The organism is Shinella sp. GW821-FHT10F02, assembly GCF_058809275.1.
In genome coordinates this window covers 263,753-280,323 of the sequence record NZ_JBXASL010000009.1, presented here as the reverse complement: position 1 = coordinate 280,323, position 16,571 = coordinate 263,753, and the positions used below count along the sequence as shown (strand labels likewise).

Here is a 16,571-nt window from a genome sequence, read left to right as displayed (position 1 = left end):
CTCGCTCGGTTGCCGCTTTGCGCCTGATATAGCCGCAAGGCAGAGCGAAGACCAAGCGCCAACTCAGCGCAGGCTTGCCAGCTCCTGCGCGGGGCCGGTCGCAAGCGTCGGCGAGACGGTGGAAAAGAGCAACGCGACGACGGCGATATTGACCGCGGCATAGAGATAGACGACGGGACGCAGGCGCGTCGCGACCGGGTTGTGCTGGCTGGTGGAGTTCGACTGCATTGTCCTGTTCCCTGACATCTTGTCCGTGTGTGTCTGGTTTCTACAACGGCACCGGACTCCAACGTGTTCCGCCGGGAACAGGGCAATGCGGACGGCTGTTGCCGAAGGGCAACAATTCTCAGAGCGGCAAGGCGGTCGTTTCCTTCAATGTATCGAGCACGATCGCCGTCTTCACATGCGAGACGGATTCGTGCGGCAGCAGCACGTCGTTGACGAAGGCGGAGAGCGCTTTCAGGTTCGGCACCACCACCTTGATGATGTAGTCCATCTCCCCCGTCAGCGAAAACGCCTCCAGCACTTCCGGCAGGTTGGAAATCAACCGCGCGAAGCGCACCGCATTGTCGCGGTTGTGCGTGGAGAGCGTCACCGTGACGACGATGACGATGCCGAGGCCGAGCTTTTCCCGGTCGAGCTCCGCGCGGTAGGCGCGGATGACGCCCTCCTCCTCCAGCCGGATGCGCCGGCGCGAACATTGCGAGGGCGACAGGTTGATGCGCTCCGACAGCTCGTTGTTCGTCAGGCGCGCATCCTGCTGCAAATGCAGCAGCAGCTTTCGGTCGAAGTCGTCGAGCTGCATGAATTTCCCCCCTTTTTCGCTATTCATGCAAGAACATCGCATCGATTTGCCAAAAGGCAAGCACTATGCACGCACATTGCATGGAAGACGCGCCATACTCCTCCCAGATCCAATCGAGGAGGACGAACCATGGGACCTTTCCCGCATGACGCACCGCCGGCCGTGATCACCGCCGACAACCCGGCCGGCACCGACGGGTTCGAGTTCGTCGAGTTCGCCCATCCCGAGCCGGAAAAGCTGGAAGAGCTTTTTGCCCGCATGGGCTACAGCAAGGTCGCCACCCACCGCGAGAAGGCGATCTCCGTCTGGCGCCAGGGCGACATCAACTATGTCATCAATGCCGAGCCCGGCTCGCATGCCATGAAGTTCGCCGACGTGCACGGCCCCTGCGCCGCCTCGATGGCCTGGCGCGTGGTCGACGCGAAACATGCCTTCGAGCATGCCGTTTCCAAGGGTGCCACGCCCTATGACGGCGACGACAAGGCGCTCGATGTGCCTGCCATCGTCGGCATCGGCGGCTCCCTGCTCTACTTCATCGAGAAATACGGCGCCAAGGGTTCCGCCTATGACGCGGAATTCGACTGGACGGGCGCGCGCGACCCCAAGCCGGAAGGCGTCGGCTTCTACTTCCTCGATCACCTGACCCACAATGTCTATCGCGGCAACATGGACAAGTGGTGGGATTTCTACCGCGAACTGTTCAACTTCAAGCAGATCCACTTCTTCGACATTGACGGCCGCATCACCGGCCTCGTCTCGCGCGCCATCACGTCCGCCTGCGGCAAGATCCGCATTCCGCTGAACGAATCGAAGGACGAGACGAGCCAGATCGTCGAATACCTGAAGAAGTACAAGGGCGAAGGCATCCAGCACATCGCCGTCGGCACGGACGGGATCTACGACGCCACCGACAAGCTCGCGGCAAACGGCGTGAAATTCATGCCCGGCCCGCCGGAGACCTATTACGACCGCTCCTATGTGCGCGTCGTCGGCCATGAAGAGCCGGTGGAACGCATGAAGAAACACGGCATCCTGATCGACGGCGAAGGCGTCGTCGACGGTGGCATGACGAAGATCCTCCTCCAGATCTTCTCGAAAACCGTGATCGGCCCGATCTTCTTCGAGTTCATCCAGCGCAAGGGCGACGAAGGTTTCGGTGAAGGCAACTTCCGCGCCCTCTTCGAATCGATCGAGGAAGACCAGATCCGCCGCGGCGTCATCGCGGCAGCAGAATAACGACCGCGGCACCAAGCCATGCGGGGAAGGAGGAGGCGGTCGCGCAAGCGGCCGCCTCTTTTCATGGCCAGATCTGCGGGGCAAATCTCCGGTGCAGGACGCACACGGGTAAATTGACTTATCCCAAAATTGTTCGCACGTTGCAGCTGCCGAATTTTTCGGCAACGGCGCGCGGGCTCCAGACCGCGCCCGGCAGCGAGGCAAGCGTCCGGCTCGGGCACTCTCATTCCGGGCGGACCTTTCGGAGGGGAAGTCATGGAAGCATTGGTACCCATCATCACGCAGCTCATCGCCGGCGCCATCGGCGGCAATGTGGCCGGTGCCGCGTTGAAACAGGCAGCCGTGAGCGCGATCGTGCGCACCGTGGTCGGCGCCATCGGCGGGGTCGGGGGCGGCCTTCTCTTGCAGATGCTGGGCGGTGAAGCCGGCCTCAGCGGCCTGGTCGCCGACGGCATAGGCGGCCTCGTCGGCGGCGGTGTGCTGACCGCAATCGTCGGCGCCGTGCTCGGCAAGCGGTAAGCTGCGGGCCTATTTGAAAAAGAGAAGGCGGCCCTTGCGGCCGCCTTTGTTTTGGTGGGGTTTACCCCCCTCTGCCCTGCCGGGCATCTCCCCCTCAAGGGGGGAGATCGGCAAGACGAGAGACCACAGCTTCAGATGCAACGTCTATGATGGGCGAAACATTGCCCCATCCGATCTCCCCCCTTGAGGGGGAGATGGCCGGCAGGCCAGAGGGGGGTGTTTCCACACCCGCAGCTGCTTATTCCGCAGCGGCCGCGACCGGGTAGACTTCCTTCATATAGTCGTTCATCAGCGTTTCCGAGATCGTGCCGGGCGTGAAGCGGTAGGGACCGATTTCCGAGACCGGCGTCACTTCGGCGGCCGAACCGGTCAGGAAGCATTCGGAGAAGTCCGAAAGCTCTTCCGGCATGATCACCCGCTCGACGACTTCATAGCCGCGGCGCTTGGCGAGACCGATGACCGTGCGGCGCGTAATACCGTCGAGAAAGCAGTCCGGCACCGGCGTGTGGATGACGCCGTCCTTGACGAAGAAGACGTTGGCGCCGGTCGCTTCGGCCACCTGGCCGCGATAATCGAGCATCAGCGCATCCGCATAGCCCTTGGCTTCGGCGGCGTGCTTGGAGATCGTGCAGATCATGTAGAGGCCGGCAGCCTTCGACTTCGACGGCGCGGTCTTCGGGTCCGGGCGGCGGTACTCGGCGATGTCGAGGCGGATGCCCTTCAGCTTTTCGGCCGGGTTGAAGTAGCTGCCCCACTGCCAGATGGCGATCGCCACGTTGATGCGGTTGTTCTGCGCCGAAACGCCCATCATCTCCGAACCGCGCCAGGCGATCGGCCGCGCATAGGCTTCCGAAAAGCCCTGGCGCTTAAGGAGTTCGGTGGTGGCCGCATCCAGCTCTTCCACGGAGTAGGGAATCTTGAAGCCGAGGATTTCGGCCGAGGCATGCAGGCGCTGGTTATGCTCGGTGAGCTTGAAGATGCGTCCGCCATAGGCGCGCTCGCCTTCGAACACCGCGCTTGCATAATGCAGGCCGTGCGTCAGGACGTGAATCTTCGCGTCCTTCCAGTCGACGAATTCGCCGTTGAACCAGATTTGTCCGTCCAGTTGGTCAAAGGGAACTGCCATCGTGTCATCCTCCGGCGCTGCCGCGCCATTCTTTCAAGTTGATTGTTTCGCCCGTTACGGTCTAACCAGAAACGGGCAGGATTACCTGATTGAGAGCGTAATCCGGATTGGGGATCGGCAAAACACCGGAATTCTTCGGCGCCCGGGGACCGCAATGCGCGCGGACCCTATCAAGGGCGGAAAAATATGTCAATAAAACTGACGTATTTTGCTATAAATTATGCGGGGACGGCAAGGCATGAAAGGAAATGACAACGTGGCCCGGCAGGTGGCGGACAAGAGCGGCGAAGACGAGCTGCACGAGGATGCCATGACAGGCGGCGGACGCATCGATTTCGAGATCATCGAGGGCTTCTTCTTCGCCTATCGCGACTTCATTTCCGATCCCGACGCGATCCTGGAAAAGAGCGGCTTTGGCCGCGCCCACCACCGCGTCGTGCACTTCGTCAACCGCGAGCCCGGCATGACAGTCGCCGACCTGCTCGACACGCTGAAGATCACCAAGCAGAGCCTGGCGCGCGTCTTGAAGCAGCTGATCGATTCCGGCTATATCCAGCAGGTGGCCGGCCCTGAGGATCGCCGCCAGCGAAAACTCTACCCGACACGGGCTGGACGGGACCTGGCGCTGGCGCTTGCCGAGCCGCAATCCCGCCGCATCGCCCGTGCATTTGAGGCGATGAACGCGGACGACCGCCGGGTGGTGATCCAGTTCCTCACCGGCATGCAGAACGCCAAGACCGAATGAAAGACTGAAAAGGAGGAAGACGATGACCGCTGCCGGCGCACCCTCCGACGACGCATCCCATCTTCTCGTCGTCGACGACGACACCCGCATCCGCGAACTGCTCAACCGCTACCTGATGGAGCAGGGTTTTCGCGTGACCGTTGCGGGCGATGCCGACGAGGCACGGCGCAAGCTCCGCGGCCTCGACTTCGACCTCATCATCATGGACGTGATGATGCCCGGCGAAAGCGGCCTGTCGCTGACCAAGAGCCTGCGCGACATCCGCCCCGTGCCGATCCTGATGCTGACGGCGCTTGCCGAATCCAAGGCCCGCATCGAAGGCCTGGAGGCCGGCGCGGACGACTACCTCTCCAAACCCTTCGAGCCGCGTGAACTGGTGCTGCGCATCAACAACATCCTGAAGCGCAACGCCCCGCCGACGACGCCGAAGATCGAGCAGGTCATGTTCGGCCCCTACACCTTCTCCATCGTGCGCAAAGAGCTGAAGCGCGGCAGCGACGCCATCCGGCTGACCGACCGCGAGCAGGAGATCATGCTGCTCTTCTCGCTGCGCGCCGGCGAAACCATTCCGCGCCACGAGCTGATCGGCGAAGAAACAGAAGTGGGAGAACGCACAATCGACGTGCAGATCAATCGCTTGAGGCGTAAGATCGAGGACGATCCGTCCAACCCGGTGTGGCTGCAAACCGTGCGCGGCATCGGCTATCGATTGAGCGTGGAGCAAGGCTGACCGTGCGCTGCCGAGGTCACTTCAACAAAAGCTTTAACGCGGTTTTCCGTGCGCCTCTGCATGAAAACCCGAAGGCAAGCTCTTGGCGCGACTCGGAGAAACGCCGCCGCGCCCATAGGGAAATACTGGTCCGATGACCACGTTCGAGACCTTCAAGCGGGATATCGAGCGCGCGCCGGCCGCCGGCTGGAAGCGTCTCGGCCGCTGGCTGCGCCGCCAGTTGCCGACGGGTCTCTATGCGCGCTCGCTGCTCATCATCATCATCCCGATGGTGCTGCTGCAATCGGTCGTCGCCTTCGTCTTCATGGAGCGCCACTGGCAGCTCGTGACGCAGCGCCTGTCGACCGCCGTCACCCGCGACATCGCCGCCATCATCGATCTCATCGACACCTATCCGCAGGATGCCAACTATACCGAGATCATCCGCATCGCGCGCGAGCGGCTGGAGCTGAACGTCGCGATTGAGCCCGGCACCGAGCTGCCGGCGCCGCGCACCAAGCCGTTCTTCAACATCCTGGATGAAATCCTGAGCGAAGAGATCGTGCGCCAGATCCGCCGCCCGTTCTGGATCGACACCGTCGGCGAAAGCAATCTCGTCGAGATCCGCATCCTGCTCGACAACAAGATCCTGCGCGTCTACGCCCGGCGCAACCAGGCCTATGCCTCCAATACCCATATCTTCCTGCTCTGGATGGTCGGCACCTCGCTGGTGCTGATCACCATCTCGATCCTCTTCCTGCGCGGCCAGATCCGGCCGATCCTGGCGCTGGCGCAGGCCGCGGAAAGCTTTGGCAAGGGCCAGAAAATGCCGGAGGATTTCGCGCCGCGCGGCGCCGACGAGGTACGCCGCGCCGGCCTCGCCTTCATCCTCATGCGCGAGCGCATCGAGCGGCAGATGGAACAGCGCACCGCCATGCTGACCGGCGTCAGCCACGACCTGCGCACCATCCTCACCCGCTTCAAGCTGCAGCTGGCGCTCGCCGGCGACAATCCGGACCTGCAGGGCCTGCACAAGGATGTCGCCGACATGCAGACCATGCTCGAAGGTTACCTCTCCTTCGCGCGCGGCGATGTCGAGGAGGACGTCGGCCAGTTGCGGCTCTCCGACCTCTTCGACAAGTTCGCCATGGAAGCCGAGCTGCACGAACGCGCCTTCTCCAGCGAGATCGACGGCGAGGAGGACGTCATGGTGCGCCCGAACGCCTTCAGCCGGCTCGTCGGCAACCTCGTCTCGAATTCGATGCGCTACGCCAAGACCGTGCATGTCGAGGCCCGCCACCGCGCCAAATGGCTGACGATCACCGTCGATGACGATGGCCCGGGGATTCCGGAACGCTCGCGCGACGACGTCTTCAAGCCGTTCTTCCGCCTCGACGAGGCGCGCAATCTCGATGCATCCGGGACCGGCCTCGGCCTGGCCATCGCCCGCGACATCGCGCGCAGCCACGGCGGCAATGTCACGCTGTCGGACAGCCCGATGGGCGGCCTGCGCGCGACGATCCGCATTCCTGCATGATCGACAGGAGGAACCGATGAGCGATTTTCCCTTCGACGGCATGGCCTGGTTCAATCCACCGCCGGCAGGTGCCGTCCGCGACAGTCACCTCCACATCAAAACCGGCCTCAAGACCGATTTTTGGCAGCGCACCTATTACGGCTTCCAGCCCGACAGCGGTCATTTCCTGCACCGATCGTGGACCGGTGACTTCACGCTGGAGACGACGTTTCGCGGGCATTACGAAACGCTCTACGACCAGGCCGGCCTGATGATCCGCCACGACGAAACCCTGTGGGTGAAATGCGGCATCGAATTCACCGACGGCGCAAAACATTTCAGCGTGGTGGTGACGCGCGGCCATTCAGACTGGTCCGCCTTCCGCATCGATCACGACTTCGACCTGATCTCGGTGCGGGTGACACGCAACGGCGACGCGCTTTTCATCCAGTACCGCACGGATGCCCTGACGGAATGGCGGGTGGCCCGCCTCGCCTATTTCCCGCCGGAGGTTCCGGACCTCTCGGTCGGCGTCACGGCCTGCTCGCCGCAGCGCGAAGGCTTTGAAGCCGAGTTCACCGACTTCCGGCTAGGACCGCCGGTGTCGCGGGATATCCACTAATCAGCACATCTTCTTGCCGTTGGGCACCGGCTGGCCGACGCCGGCGAGAACGATCGCGCCGGTCTCGTCCTCGAAGCCGAGCGTCAGCACCTCCGAACGCACCGGACCGATCTGGCGCGGCGGGAAATTGACGACGGCCAGCACCTGGCGGCCGACGAGTTCTTCCAGCGTGTAGTGCACGGTGATCTGCGCCGAGGATTTCTTCGTGCCGATCTCGGGGCCGAAATCGATCGTCAGCTTGTAGGCCGGCTTGCGCGCTTCCGGAAAGGGCAGCGCCTCGATGATGGTGCCGACGCGAATGTCGACGCGCTCGAAATCGGCATAGGTGATGGTGTCGCTCATGGGAAATCCTTGGAAGCAATTCCGGGAAAGGTGCGAAGCGGTTTTCCGTCAGGAATTGCGTAAAAACAACGAGCTCAGCCCGCCAGTTCCTCGGCGCGCGTGCGGGCGGCGGCGATGGCCTTGTCGAAGAGCGGCTGCATGCCGTCCTCAGCCATCAGGACCGAGAGGGCCGCGGCCGTGGTGCCGCCGGGCGAGGTGACGTTCTGGCGCAGGCGTCCGGCGTCGTCGGGGGACTGGTGAAGCAATTCACCAGCCCCCGCGACGGTTTCCCGTGCGAGCCGCATGGCGAGGTCCGCCGGCAGGCCCAATTTGCGCCCTGCCTCCGCCATGCACTCGACGAGATAGAAAACATAAGCCGGGCCGCTGCCCGAGACTGCCGTGACGGCGTCGATATCGCCTTCGGTCGCGACCCATTCGACGGGACCGCTGACTTTCAGAAGCGAATGCACGAAATCGCGCTGCGTTTGGGAAACCAGGGCATTGGCAAAGGCGCCGGTGACGCCGCGGCCGATCATCGCCGGCGTGTTCGGCATGGCGCGCACGGTGGCGGCCTCGCCGAGATGACCTTCGAGATTGGCGATCGTCTTGCCGGCGGCAACCGACACCACGACGGTCTCCGGTCCGACCAGCCCCTTCAGGCCCGGCAGGACCTGATCGATAAGCTGCGGCTTGAGCGCGACAAAGAGGATGCCGGCCTTCACGCCCTCGGGGGCTGCCGTTTCATGGCGCGCACCGTTGTCGGCGATCAGCTTGGCCATGGCCGGCTGCGGGCCGGGATCGATCACGATCACCGAGGAGCCGGCAATGCCGCTCTTCAACCAGCCGGCCAGCATCGCGCCGCCCATATTGCCGGCGCCGATGAGAACGATAGGCCCTGAACCTGCAACTGCCATTTTCACGCTTCTCCGACGGTCTCGAAGAGCACTGCATCGACGGCGGCCTCGGCCGCCATGCCGGACCAGACGACGAACTGGAAGGCCTGGAAATAGGCTTCGCAGGCTTCAAGCGCGCTGGAGAGCAGCACTTCGACCTGCTTGTTGGTGGGCTCGGCGCCGCCGGCAAGCAGCAGCGACTGGCGGAAGATCACCACGTCCTCGCGGCGCCACAGGTCGAAATGGCCCATCAGCACCTGGCCGTTCACATGCGAAAGCAGGCAGTGCACCTCGGCGACGCGGCTTTCGGGAACCTTGATGTCGAAGGCGCAAGCCAAGTGCAGCGCCTCGAACTCTTCCATCCACGAGAAGGAGACGTGGTAGTCCGTCCACTTGCCCTCGACGGTCATCGCGATCTCGTCTTCGCCGGAGCGTTCGAAGGTCCAATCATTGTTGGCCGCGACGAACTCGATCATGTCGACCGGGTTGGACTGACGCCCGATATCCAATTCCATAAGGCTCATGCATCACCTTCTCGACCGGCAGGCGTGCAAAATCGCGCTCACACCGCGACGCTGCAAACCATACTCGGAGATACAACACTGAATGATTGCTCGGCACTAAACGCAATCTGGACGACTTACCCTGTCCGAACCTTGCGCTGCCCGTCTCGAATCATCATTTAAAATCAGTGTATAACGGCGGAGTCACGACGCCAGCCCCCGCCCCGCCATTTTCTCCGCCCGGTTGTGGACAGAGGTTGTGAAAAAGATTCAGGTCGGACGCTTAAGAGACTCTGCGAAAAGGGCTTTTCGGATGTGTCCACAGGGGTAAAAATTTTATTAAAAAAAACGGTTGGCGCGATGTGAATCACGCCAACCGGCTCTCGTCTAGCAAAACCTGTCCTGAAACGGCTCAGTTGCCCGTGTTGAGGCGGGCTTCGAGGGCCTCGATACGCTTCAGCAGCGCGTCGTTTTCGTCCCGCGCCTTGATCGCCATTTCGCGCACCGCCTCGAACTCCTCGCGCTTGACGAGGTCCATGCCGTTGATGAAGCGCTCGGCCTGCGCGCGGAACACCGTCTCGGCCTCCTTGCGCACGCCCTGGGCGGCGCCGGCGGCATCGGTCATCAGCTTGGCGAAGTCGTCGAGAATGCGGTTGGCACCGGTGGTCATGGTCTGCCCTCCTCGGGTGTCGATGGTGGTCCTGCGGGCAATCCTCGCCCGCACCTTGGCACTGAGGTAGGGTCTGGAACCGTTCCTTGCAAGCGGATTCCGGTGGATCGCCGGCCGTTCGAGCCACTCGGCGGCGCCCTATCACGATTTATCGCCTTGACCCTGCCGTAAGGCGCCTCCATCTTCCGCGCGAAAACCGGAAGACATTAGCCTTGACGAACATAGCCCAACTCTTCGCCATCATGCCCTACCCGGAGATCGATCCGATCGCCTTCTCCATCGGCCCGGTGGCCGTGCACTGGTACGGCATCGCCTATGTCGTGGGCATCCTGCTCGGCTGGCTCTATGCGCGCCGGCTGATCGAAACGCCGCGGCTGTGGGCGGCCGACGCGCCGATGAGCCGCACCCAGCTCGACGACTTCCTCGTCTGGGCCGCCGTCGGCATCATTCTGGGTGGCCGCATCGGCTATATCCTGTTCTACGATTTCCCCAATGTCGCGGCCGACCCGCTGCGCGCCCTCCAGGTCTGGAACGGCGGCATGTCCTTCCACGGCGGGCTTGCCGGCACGACGCTCGCCATGATCCTCTTCGCACGCCGCAACGGCATCGCGATGTGGAGCCTGTTCGACATCGTCGCCGCCGTCGTGCCGATCGGCCTGTTCTTCGGCCGCATCGCCAATTTCGTCAACGGCGAGCTCTGGGGCCGCCTGTCGGACGCGCCCTGGGCCGTCATCTTCCCGGAAGCCGGCCCCTTCGCCCGCCATCCGAGCCAGCTCTACGAGGCGGGCCTGGAAGGCATCGTACTGCTCGCCGTGCTCGCCGTCGCCATTTACCGGTTCGGCGCGCTCAAGCGCCCCGGCATCGTTACCGGCATCTTCGTCGCCGGCTATGCGCTGTCGCGCATCACGGTGGAATTCTTCCGCGAGCCGGACCCGCAGCTCGGCTACCTCGTCGGCGGCTGGCTCACCATGGGCATGCTGCTCTCGCTGCCCATGCTCGCCCTCGGCCTGTGGGCGATCGTTCGTGCCCGCGCGGCCCGGCCGGCAAGCGCCTGAGCACGCCCATGCCGACACCCCTCGCCCGCAAGATCAAGGCGCTGATCCGCACCAACGGCCCGATCAGCGTCACCGACTATTTCGCGCTCTGCCTCGCCGATCCCGAACACGGCTATTACCGCACTCGCGATCCCTTCGGCCGCGCCGGCGATTTCGTCACGGCACCGGAGGTGAGCCAGCTGTTCGGCGAGATGCTCGGCATCTTCCTCGTCCATGCCTGGCAGAAACACGGCGGGCCTTCCGATGTGCGCATCGCCGAAATCGGCCCCGGCCGCGGCACGATGATGGCCGACATGCTGCGCGTCATCGCCAAGCTCGCGCCGCAGCTCTATGACAGCGCGACGATCCACCTGATCGAGACGAGCCCGAAGCTGCGCACCATCCAGCACGAGACGCTCGGCACGCACGCCTCCCGCGTCACCTGGCACGACAGCTTCGAGGAATTGCCGGACGGTTTCGTGCTGCTCGCCGCCAACGAGCTGTTCGACGCGATCCCGATCCGCCAATTCATCAAGACCACGGCCGGTTTTCGCGAGCGCCTGGTCGGCCTCGATGCCGAGGACGAACTGACCTTTGCCGCCGGTGTCGCCAGCCTCGACCCGGCGCTGATGCCGGAACACCACAAGTCCGTGCCGAACGGCACGATCTTCGAGATCGCACCGGCCCGTGAAGCCGTGATGGCGACGATCGGCGAGCGCATCGCCCGCTTCGGCGGCACGGCGCTGGTGATCGACTACGGCCATTTCGTCACCGGCTTCGGCGATACGCTGCAGGCGGTGCTGAAACACGACTTCGACCCGCCGCTCGCCCATCCCGGCGAGGCGGACCTGACGAGCCATGTCGACTTCGAACGCCTGGCGGGTGCCGCGCTTAGTGCGGGCCTGCATGTGCACGGCATGCTGCATCAGGGTGATTTCCTCGTCGGCTTGGGCATCGGCGAACGCGCCTCCGCGCTCGGCCGCCACCGCGACGAGGCGACGCAGCAGTCTATTCTTGCCGATGTCGACCGGCTGGCAGGCTCAGGTGCGGGTAAAATGGGCGATCTTTTCAAGGTGTTAGCCGTCGGCAGCACGCAGCTTGCGCTGTCTCCCTTCCGCCAGCCGGATTGACACCGGGTCTCGGGCCGGACAACATCCGGCCCGATTTGCACCCCGAATGCCCCGGCGGAATCCTTGCCCGGCAGCCCGTCCCCAAGCCCAGCCGAGAGACCATGCAGGACCAAGCGCTTCCCTCCCCGATCGAAAGCCCGCTGCTGGCGAAAGGCGCCGGCGACGTCGCGCGCCACGGCTTCTTCACGCGGGCCGGCGGCGTATCGGACGGCATCTATCGCGGCCTCAATGTCGGCCTCGGCTCGAAAGACGAGCGCGGCAATGTCGAGGAGAATCGCGCCCGCGTCGCGCGCTGGTTCGCAGCCACGCCGGCGCGGCTTGCCACCGTGCACCAGGTTCATTCGCCTGACGTTATCGTGGTCGACGACAGCTATGACGGTGCGCGCCCGCAGGCCGACGCGCTGGTCAGCGCCACGCCCGGCATCGTGCTCGGCGTGCTGGCGGCCGATTGCGGCCCGATCCTGTTCTGCGACCCGCAGGCGCGCGTCGTCGGCGCGGCGCACGCCGGCTGGAAGGGCGCGCTCTATGGCGTGCTGGAAAACACCATCGCCGCGATGGAAGCGCTCGGCGCGAAACGCGAAAACATCCTTGCCAGCCTCGGCCCTTCAATCGGGCGCGAAAACTACGAGGTCGGCCCGGAATTCGTCGAACGCTTCCTCGCCGTCGATAAAGCCTACGAGCGCTATTTCACGCGCTCGCAAAAGGCCGGACATTCCATGTTCGACCTGCCGGGACTGACCACGCAACGGCTGAACGATGCCGGGGTGACGGCAGAAAACCTCGATATCTGCACCTATCCCGACGAGGATCGCTTCTACTCATACCGGCGCACGACGCACCGGCAGGAACCCGATTACGGACGCCAGATTTCGGCGATCATGATAAGGGCGTAAGCCCACAGATTAGATGAGGACGGGGGAGAACACCGCCATGGCCCTTCACTTCGACACCGAGGAATACGCCAACCGGCTCCAGCGCCTGACGTCGCGCATGCGCGAGGAGAAGATCGAGGCCATGCTGCTGTTTTCGCAGGAGAGCATGTATTGGCTGACCGGCTACGACACGTTCGGCTACTGCTTCTTCCAGACGCTTATCGTCAAGGCGAACGGCCAGATGGTGCTGCTGACGCGCTCGGCGGACCTGCGCCAGGCTCGCCACACCTCCAACATCGAGAAGATCGAAATCTGGGTCGACCGCGTCAATGCGGACCCGACGATGGACCTGAAGAACCTACTCTCCGACCTCGACCTTCTCGGCTGCCGCATCGGCATCGAATATGACACGCACGGCCTCACCGGCCGCAATGCGCGCCTGCTCGACAACCAGCTCCAGAGCTTTGGCCAGATCGTCGACGCCTCGGCGATCGTCAGCCGCCTGCGCCTCATCAAGAGCCCGGCCGAGATCGCCTATGTCGAGCGTGCCGCCGCCCTGTCCGACGACGCGCTGGCGGCCGCCCTGCCGCTGATCGTTCCCGGCGGCGACGAGGCGACGATACTGGCCGCGCTTCAGGGCGCGGTGCTGGCCGGCGGCGGCGATTATCCCGCCAACGAATTCGTCATCGGCTCGGGCGCCGATGCCCTGCTCTGCCGTTCCAAGTCCGGACGGCGCAAGCTCGATGCCGAGGACCAGCTGACCCTCGAATGGGCCGGCGTCAGCGCCCGCTACCATGCACCGATGATGCGCACCGCCCTCATCGGCACGCCGTCCAACCGCCACCGCGAGCTCTACAGCGCCTGCCGCGAGGCGATCCAGGCCATGGAAATGGTGCTGCGCCCCGGCAATACCTTCGGCACCGTCTTCGAGACCTTCGCCCGCCTCATCGACGAGCGCGGCCTTGCCCGCCACCGGCTGAACACCTGCGGCTATTCCGTCGGCGCGCGCTTTGCGCCCTCCTGGATGGACCAGCAGATGTTCCTGCTCGGCAATCCGCAGGAGATCGAGCCGAACATGTCGCTCTTCGTGCACACCATCATTCTGGACTCCGACACCGGCACCGCGATGACGCTCGGCCAGACCTATCTGACGACGACGGACACGCCGAAACCGCTGTCCCGCTACGGCTTGGATTTCATCGAGGTCTGACGGGCCGGCGACGGCCCACAAGATCCCGCAATTGACAGGCCATCGGGCGCCACCCATAAATCGTTGCGGGGACGGAGGAGGCAAAAAGGCCTCCCACAGGACACGGACGAAAACGATGCAGGAGCTGATGAAGCGGCTGGCACTGATCGGCCTCATTGCCACCCTTGCCGGCTGCAACAGCACGGATGCGCTGACGCCGCAGGTCGATGTCGGCGGCGGCAGCTTCAACTCGCCGCCCGTCACCCAGAACGACCTCGACCAGATGAGCGCGCAGTCGACGCCGGTCACCACGACCACGCAGGAAACCGCCTTCACGCCCTCGAATGGCAACGGCACCTCGACCGGCGCGGACACCGCCGGCACGCTCGAAGCCCAGGCCGATGCGCTCGCCCGCAACAGCGGCACGCGGCGCGACACGACGCAATCCGACGCCGCCCTCGCCCGCACCACCGCGCAGCGCTCACTTGCGGCGGAAACCTCGGTCGGCGCCGAAGAGATCGCGGCCGTCCCGACCGCTGCCGAGGCCGGCGAGACGATCCGCTTCCTGCCGATCATCGGCGCTCCGGTCGAGGCGGTCACGCCACTCTCCAAGCGGCTGGGCGCGGAAGCGCGCACCAACGGCCTGACGATCCGCAGCGCCTCCGACAATTCCAGCAAATACATCCTGAAGGGCTATTTTTCCGCGATGAACGACAACGGCAAGACGACCGTCGTCTATGTCTGGGACGTGCTCGACGGCAGCGGCGCGCGGCTTCACCGCATTCAGGGACAGGAAAGCGTGGCGGGCACGGCATCCGATCCGTGGGCGGCCGTGCCGGCGCGCACGATGGAGGGCATCGCCCAGAAGACGATCCGCGAGTATCTCGACTGGCGCGGCGCCACGCGCGGTTAAGCACGTCCGGGGTTTAATCACAGGCAAATGCGAAGAAACGCTTTTCCCATACGGCAAAGCCCTTGCATTCGCAGGCATTGCCGGTAAAAGGCCCCCCATCAGCATAAGCACAGGCGGACCATAGATGAAGGTTTTCGCGGGCAATTCGAACCGGCTTCTGGCCGAAGCGATCTGCAATTATCTGAATGTCCCGCTCGGCCGTGCCACGGTCAGACGCTTCGCAGACCAGGAGATCTTCGTCGAAATCCAGGAAAACGTGCGCGGCGAAGACGTGTTCGTCGTGCAGTCGACCTCGTTCCCGACCAACGATCACCTGATGGAACTGCTGATCATGATCGATGCCATGCGCCGCTCCTCGGCGCGCCGCATCACCGCCGTAATCCCCTATTTCGGTTACGCCCGCCAGGACCGCAAACCCGGCCCGCGCACGCCGATCTCGGCAAAGCTCGTCGCCAACCTCATCACCGAGGCCGGTGCCGACCGCGTGCTGACGCTCGACCTGCATGCCGGCCAGATCCAAGGCTTCTTCGACATCCCGACCGACAACCTCTACGCCGTGCCGATCCTGGCGCGGGACGTGAAGGAAAACTACAATCTCGAAAACGTCATGGTCGTCTCGCCGGACGTCGGCGGCGTTGTGCGCGCCCGTGCGCTCGCCAAGCGCCTCGATTGCCAGCTGGCGATCGTCGACAAGCGCCGCGAACGCGCAGGCGAATCCGAAGTGATGAACGTCATCGGCGATGTCACCGGCAAGGACTGTCTGCTGATCGACGACATCGTCGATTCGGGCGGCACGCTCTGCAATGCGGCGGAAGCGCTCCTGAAGAACGGCGCGACCAGCGTCACCGCCTATATCACGCATGGCGTGCTCTCCGGTGGTGCCGTGGCCCGCGTCACCTCCTCCAAGCTCAAGGAGCTTGTGATCACCGACTCGATCCAGCCGACCACCTCCGTCCAGTCCGCGCACAACATCCGCGTCATCTCGACGGCCAACCTGCTCGGCGAGGCGATCAACCGCACCAGCGCGGAAGAGTCGGTATCGAGCCTCTTCGACTGATTTTCCGCGTTTCGATTTTTGCTAGCGGCCGATACCGGCTCCTCGCTTTATGCGCTAAGTTCCCCCCTAGATTCGTTAGGGGAAATCCATGATTTCGATGTCGCCATTCTTCCGCCGGCTGGCGGGCCGCCTCGCTATCCTTCTTGCCGCCGGCACGCTTGCCGCCTGCTCGGTCGAGGTCGACCAGGGCGGCAGCGGCTACAATCCACGTCCGCCGCAAATGTGCACGCGCGAATATGCGCCGGTCTGCGGCGAGCGCGGCCGCGACCGCCAGACCTTCGCCAATGCCTGCGAAGCCCGCGCCAGCGGCTACGGCATCGTCGGCCGCGGCGAATGCCAGTTCCGTCGTCCGGATCGCGACAATGTCGGCTGGCAGGACCAGGATCAGGATCGCGACGGCTGGAGCCGTCCCGACCGCGACAGGGACCAGAACCGCGACCGCGATCGCAACGACAGGGATCGCCGGGAGCGCGAGCGTGAACGCGACAATCGGGGCGACCGCGAGCGGCCGCGCGACCAGCGCGCCTGCACGATGGACTTCAACCCGGTCTGCGGACGCCGCGGCGACGACCTGAAGGAATTCGGCAATGCCTGCTCGGCCGAAGCCGCCGGCTTCCGCGTCTTCAAGCCTGGGCAATGCCCGGTGCGCTGAGAACGTCATTATATGAAACGACGAGCCCGCCGTTACCGCGGGTCAGACTGCTGACACAG

The 16,571-nt window shown here is 64.1% G+C and carries 20 protein-coding genes; 13 read left to right on the top strand and 7 right to left on the bottom strand.

Going from position 1 to position 16,571, the window contains the following annotated elements:
- Positions 1 to 63: 63 nt before the first annotated feature.
- Positions 64 to 228 (bottom strand): hypothetical protein, encoded by a 165-nt coding sequence (locus AC1RWL_RS26970; protein WP_439624510.1) that lies wholly within the window; start codon positions 226 to 228, stop codon positions 64 to 66.
- A gap of 118 nt (positions 229 to 346) precedes the next feature.
- On the bottom strand, positions 347 to 805 hold the full coding sequence (locus tag AC1RWL_RS26965) for an Lrp/AsnC family transcriptional regulator (protein WP_493096429.1): 459 nt from the start codon (positions 803 to 805) through the stop codon (positions 347 to 349).
- A 129-nt stretch (positions 806 to 934) separates the two neighbouring features.
- Here AC1RWL_RS26965 and hppD point away from each other — a divergent pair, with 129 nt between their 5' ends.
- Complete coding sequence (gene hppD, locus AC1RWL_RS26960; RefSeq protein WP_256117481.1) at positions 935 to 2,041, top strand: 4-hydroxyphenylpyruvate dioxygenase; 1,107 nt, start codon at positions 935 to 937, stop codon at positions 2,039 to 2,041.
- A 255-nt stretch (positions 2,042 to 2,296) separates the two neighbouring features.
- Entirely contained in the window at positions 2,297 to 2,560 is a 264-nt protein-coding gene (locus AC1RWL_RS26955) for a hypothetical protein (protein ID WP_256117482.1), read from the top strand.
- Positions 2,561 to 2,798: 238 nt separating this feature from the next.
- Here the strand turns inward: AC1RWL_RS26955 and AC1RWL_RS26950 are convergent, their stop codons facing one another.
- Entirely contained in the window at positions 2,799 to 3,686 is an 888-nt protein-coding gene (locus tag AC1RWL_RS26950) for a branched-chain amino acid aminotransferase (protein WP_435267732.1), read from the bottom strand.
- Positions 3,687 to 3,996: 310 nt separating this feature from the next.
- Here AC1RWL_RS26950 and AC1RWL_RS26945 point away from each other — a divergent pair, with 310 nt between their 5' ends.
- From AC1RWL_RS26945 to AC1RWL_RS26930, 4 genes are all read left to right on the top strand, one after another.
- Entirely contained in the window at positions 3,997 to 4,431 is a 435-nt protein-coding gene (locus tag AC1RWL_RS26945) for a MarR family winged helix-turn-helix transcriptional regulator (RefSeq protein ID WP_256117783.1), read from the top strand.
- A 22-nt stretch (positions 4,432 to 4,453) separates the two neighbouring features.
- Positions 4,454 to 5,161 carry a response regulator gene (locus AC1RWL_RS26940; RefSeq protein ID WP_256117484.1) on the top strand — a complete coding sequence of 236 codons (708 nt, stop codon included), beginning with the start codon at positions 4,454 to 4,456 and terminating at the stop codon, positions 5,159 to 5,161.
- 133 nt (positions 5,162 to 5,294) lie between these two features.
- A complete protein-coding gene (locus AC1RWL_RS26935) occupies positions 5,295 to 6,677 on the top strand; it encodes an ATP-binding protein (RefSeq protein WP_435267733.1) in 1,383 nt (460 codons plus the stop codon).
- Positions 6,678 to 6,693: 16 nt separating this feature from the next.
- Positions 6,694 to 7,278 (top strand): DUF1349 domain-containing protein, encoded by a 585-nt coding sequence (locus tag AC1RWL_RS26930; protein ID WP_493096430.1) that lies wholly within the window; start codon positions 6,694 to 6,696, stop codon positions 7,276 to 7,278.
- Here the strand turns inward: AC1RWL_RS26930 and AC1RWL_RS26925 are convergent, their stop codons facing one another.
- The 4 genes from AC1RWL_RS26925 to AC1RWL_RS26910 all read right to left on the bottom strand — a co-directional run bounded on the left by AC1RWL_RS26925 (position 7,279) and on the right by AC1RWL_RS26910 (position 9,665).
- Positions 7,279 to 7,620: a tRNA-binding protein gene (locus AC1RWL_RS26925; RefSeq protein ID WP_256117488.1), complete on the bottom strand. Its 342-nt coding sequence runs from the start codon at positions 7,618 to 7,620 to the stop codon at positions 7,279 to 7,281.
- A 74-nt stretch (positions 7,621 to 7,694) separates the two neighbouring features.
- Positions 7,695 to 8,513, bottom strand: a complete 819-nt coding sequence (proC, locus tag AC1RWL_RS26920; protein WP_493096431.1) for a pyrroline-5-carboxylate reductase — start codon at positions 8,511 to 8,513, stop codon at positions 7,695 to 7,697.
- A gap of 2 nt (positions 8,514 to 8,515) precedes the next feature.
- Positions 8,516 to 9,016 carry a type III secretion system chaperone family protein gene (locus AC1RWL_RS26915; RefSeq protein ID WP_256117491.1) on the bottom strand — a complete coding sequence of 167 codons (501 nt, stop codon included), beginning with the start codon at positions 9,014 to 9,016 and terminating at the stop codon, positions 8,516 to 8,518.
- Positions 9,017 to 9,407: 391 nt separating this feature from the next.
- Positions 9,408 to 9,665 (bottom strand): accessory factor UbiK family protein, encoded by a 258-nt coding sequence (locus AC1RWL_RS26910; protein ID WP_117366739.1) that lies wholly within the window; start codon positions 9,663 to 9,665, stop codon positions 9,408 to 9,410.
- A gap of 242 nt (positions 9,666 to 9,907) precedes the next feature.
- Here AC1RWL_RS26910 and lgt point away from each other — a divergent pair, with 242 nt between their 5' ends.
- The 7 genes from lgt (at position 9,908) to AC1RWL_RS26875 (ending at position 16,512) form a co-directional block, all read left to right on the top strand.
- Positions 9,908 to 10,720: a prolipoprotein diacylglyceryl transferase gene (gene lgt / locus AC1RWL_RS26905; RefSeq protein ID WP_493096632.1), complete on the top strand. Its 813-nt coding sequence runs from the start codon at positions 9,908 to 9,910 to the stop codon at positions 10,718 to 10,720.
- A gap of 8 nt (positions 10,721 to 10,728) precedes the next feature.
- Positions 10,729 to 11,829: a class I SAM-dependent methyltransferase gene (locus AC1RWL_RS26900; RefSeq protein WP_493096432.1), complete on the top strand. Its 1,101-nt coding sequence runs from the start codon at positions 10,729 to 10,731 to the stop codon at positions 11,827 to 11,829.
- Positions 11,830 to 11,930: 101 nt separating this feature from the next.
- The gene (pgeF, locus tag AC1RWL_RS26895; protein WP_493096433.1) at positions 11,931 to 12,722 is read left to right on the top strand and encodes a peptidoglycan editing factor PgeF; all 792 of its coding nucleotides are present in this window, start codon (positions 11,931 to 11,933) and stop codon (positions 12,720 to 12,722) included.
- Positions 12,723 to 12,759: 37 nt separating this feature from the next.
- Complete coding sequence (locus AC1RWL_RS26890) at positions 12,760 to 13,911, top strand: M24 family metallopeptidase (protein WP_256117497.1); 1,152 nt, start codon at positions 12,760 to 12,762, stop codon at positions 13,909 to 13,911.
- 115 nt (positions 13,912 to 14,026) lie between these two features.
- Entirely contained in the window at positions 14,027 to 14,803 is a 777-nt protein-coding gene (locus AC1RWL_RS26885; RefSeq protein ID WP_493096434.1) for a hypothetical protein, read from the top strand.
- Between the two features lie 124 nt (positions 14,804 to 14,927).
- Positions 14,928 to 15,860, top strand: a complete 933-nt coding sequence (locus AC1RWL_RS26880; protein ID WP_256117499.1) for a ribose-phosphate pyrophosphokinase — start codon at positions 14,928 to 14,930, stop codon at positions 15,858 to 15,860.
- Positions 15,861 to 15,948: 88 nt separating this feature from the next.
- Positions 15,949 to 16,512, top strand: coding sequence for a Kazal-type serine protease inhibitor family protein (locus AC1RWL_RS26875; protein ID WP_493096435.1), 564 nt, complete (start codon positions 15,949 to 15,951; stop codon positions 16,510 to 16,512).
- Positions 16,513 to 16,571 lie beyond the last annotated feature (59 nt).

Coding starts and splice junctions, on each gene's coding strand:
- AC1RWL_RS26970 (WP_439624510.1), bottom strand. CDS start 228: ATGCAGTCGAACTCCACCAGCCAGCACAACCCGGTCGCGACGCGCCTG.
- AC1RWL_RS26965 (WP_493096429.1), bottom strand. CDS start 805: ATGCAGCTCGACGACTTCGACCGAAAGCTGCTGCTGCATTTGCAGCAG.
- hppD (WP_256117481.1), top strand. CDS start 935: ATGGGACCTTTCCCGCATGACGCACCGCCGGCCGTGATCACCGCCGAC.
- AC1RWL_RS26955 (WP_256117482.1), top strand. CDS start 2,297: ATGGAAGCATTGGTACCCATCATCACGCAGCTCATCGCCGGCGCCATC.
- AC1RWL_RS26950 (WP_435267732.1), bottom strand. CDS start 3,686: ATGGCAGTTCCCTTTGACCAACTGGACGGACAAATCTGGTTCAACGGC.
- AC1RWL_RS26945 (WP_256117783.1), top strand. CDS start 3,997: ATGACAGGCGGCGGACGCATCGATTTCGAGATCATCGAGGGCTTCTTC.
- AC1RWL_RS26940 (WP_256117484.1), top strand. CDS start 4,454: ATGACCGCTGCCGGCGCACCCTCCGACGACGCATCCCATCTTCTCGTC.
- AC1RWL_RS26935 (WP_435267733.1), top strand. CDS start 5,295: ATGACCACGTTCGAGACCTTCAAGCGGGATATCGAGCGCGCGCCGGCC.
- AC1RWL_RS26930 (WP_493096430.1), top strand. CDS start 6,694: ATGAGCGATTTTCCCTTCGACGGCATGGCCTGGTTCAATCCACCGCCG.
- AC1RWL_RS26925 (WP_256117488.1), bottom strand. CDS start 7,620: ATGAGCGACACCATCACCTATGCCGATTTCGAGCGCGTCGACATTCGC.
- proC (WP_493096431.1), bottom strand. CDS start 8,513: ATGGCAGTTGCAGGTTCAGGGCCTATCGTTCTCATCGGCGCCGGCAAT.
- AC1RWL_RS26915 (WP_256117491.1), bottom strand. CDS start 9,016: ATGAGCCTTATGGAATTGGATATCGGGCGTCAGTCCAACCCGGTCGAC.
- AC1RWL_RS26910 (WP_117366739.1), bottom strand. CDS start 9,665: ATGACCACCGGTGCCAACCGCATTCTCGACGACTTCGCCAAGCTGATG.
- lgt (WP_493096632.1), top strand. CDS start 9,908: ATGCCCTACCCGGAGATCGATCCGATCGCCTTCTCCATCGGCCCGGTG.
- AC1RWL_RS26900 (WP_493096432.1), top strand. CDS start 10,729: ATGCCGACACCCCTCGCCCGCAAGATCAAGGCGCTGATCCGCACCAAC.
- pgeF (WP_493096433.1), top strand. CDS start 11,931: ATGCAGGACCAAGCGCTTCCCTCCCCGATCGAAAGCCCGCTGCTGGCG.
- AC1RWL_RS26890 (WP_256117497.1), top strand. CDS start 12,760: ATGGCCCTTCACTTCGACACCGAGGAATACGCCAACCGGCTCCAGCGC.
- AC1RWL_RS26885 (WP_493096434.1), top strand. CDS start 14,027: ATGCAGGAGCTGATGAAGCGGCTGGCACTGATCGGCCTCATTGCCACC.
- AC1RWL_RS26880 (WP_256117499.1), top strand. CDS start 14,928: ATGAAGGTTTTCGCGGGCAATTCGAACCGGCTTCTGGCCGAAGCGATC.
- AC1RWL_RS26875 (WP_493096435.1), top strand. CDS start 15,949: ATGATTTCGATGTCGCCATTCTTCCGCCGGCTGGCGGGCCGCCTCGCT.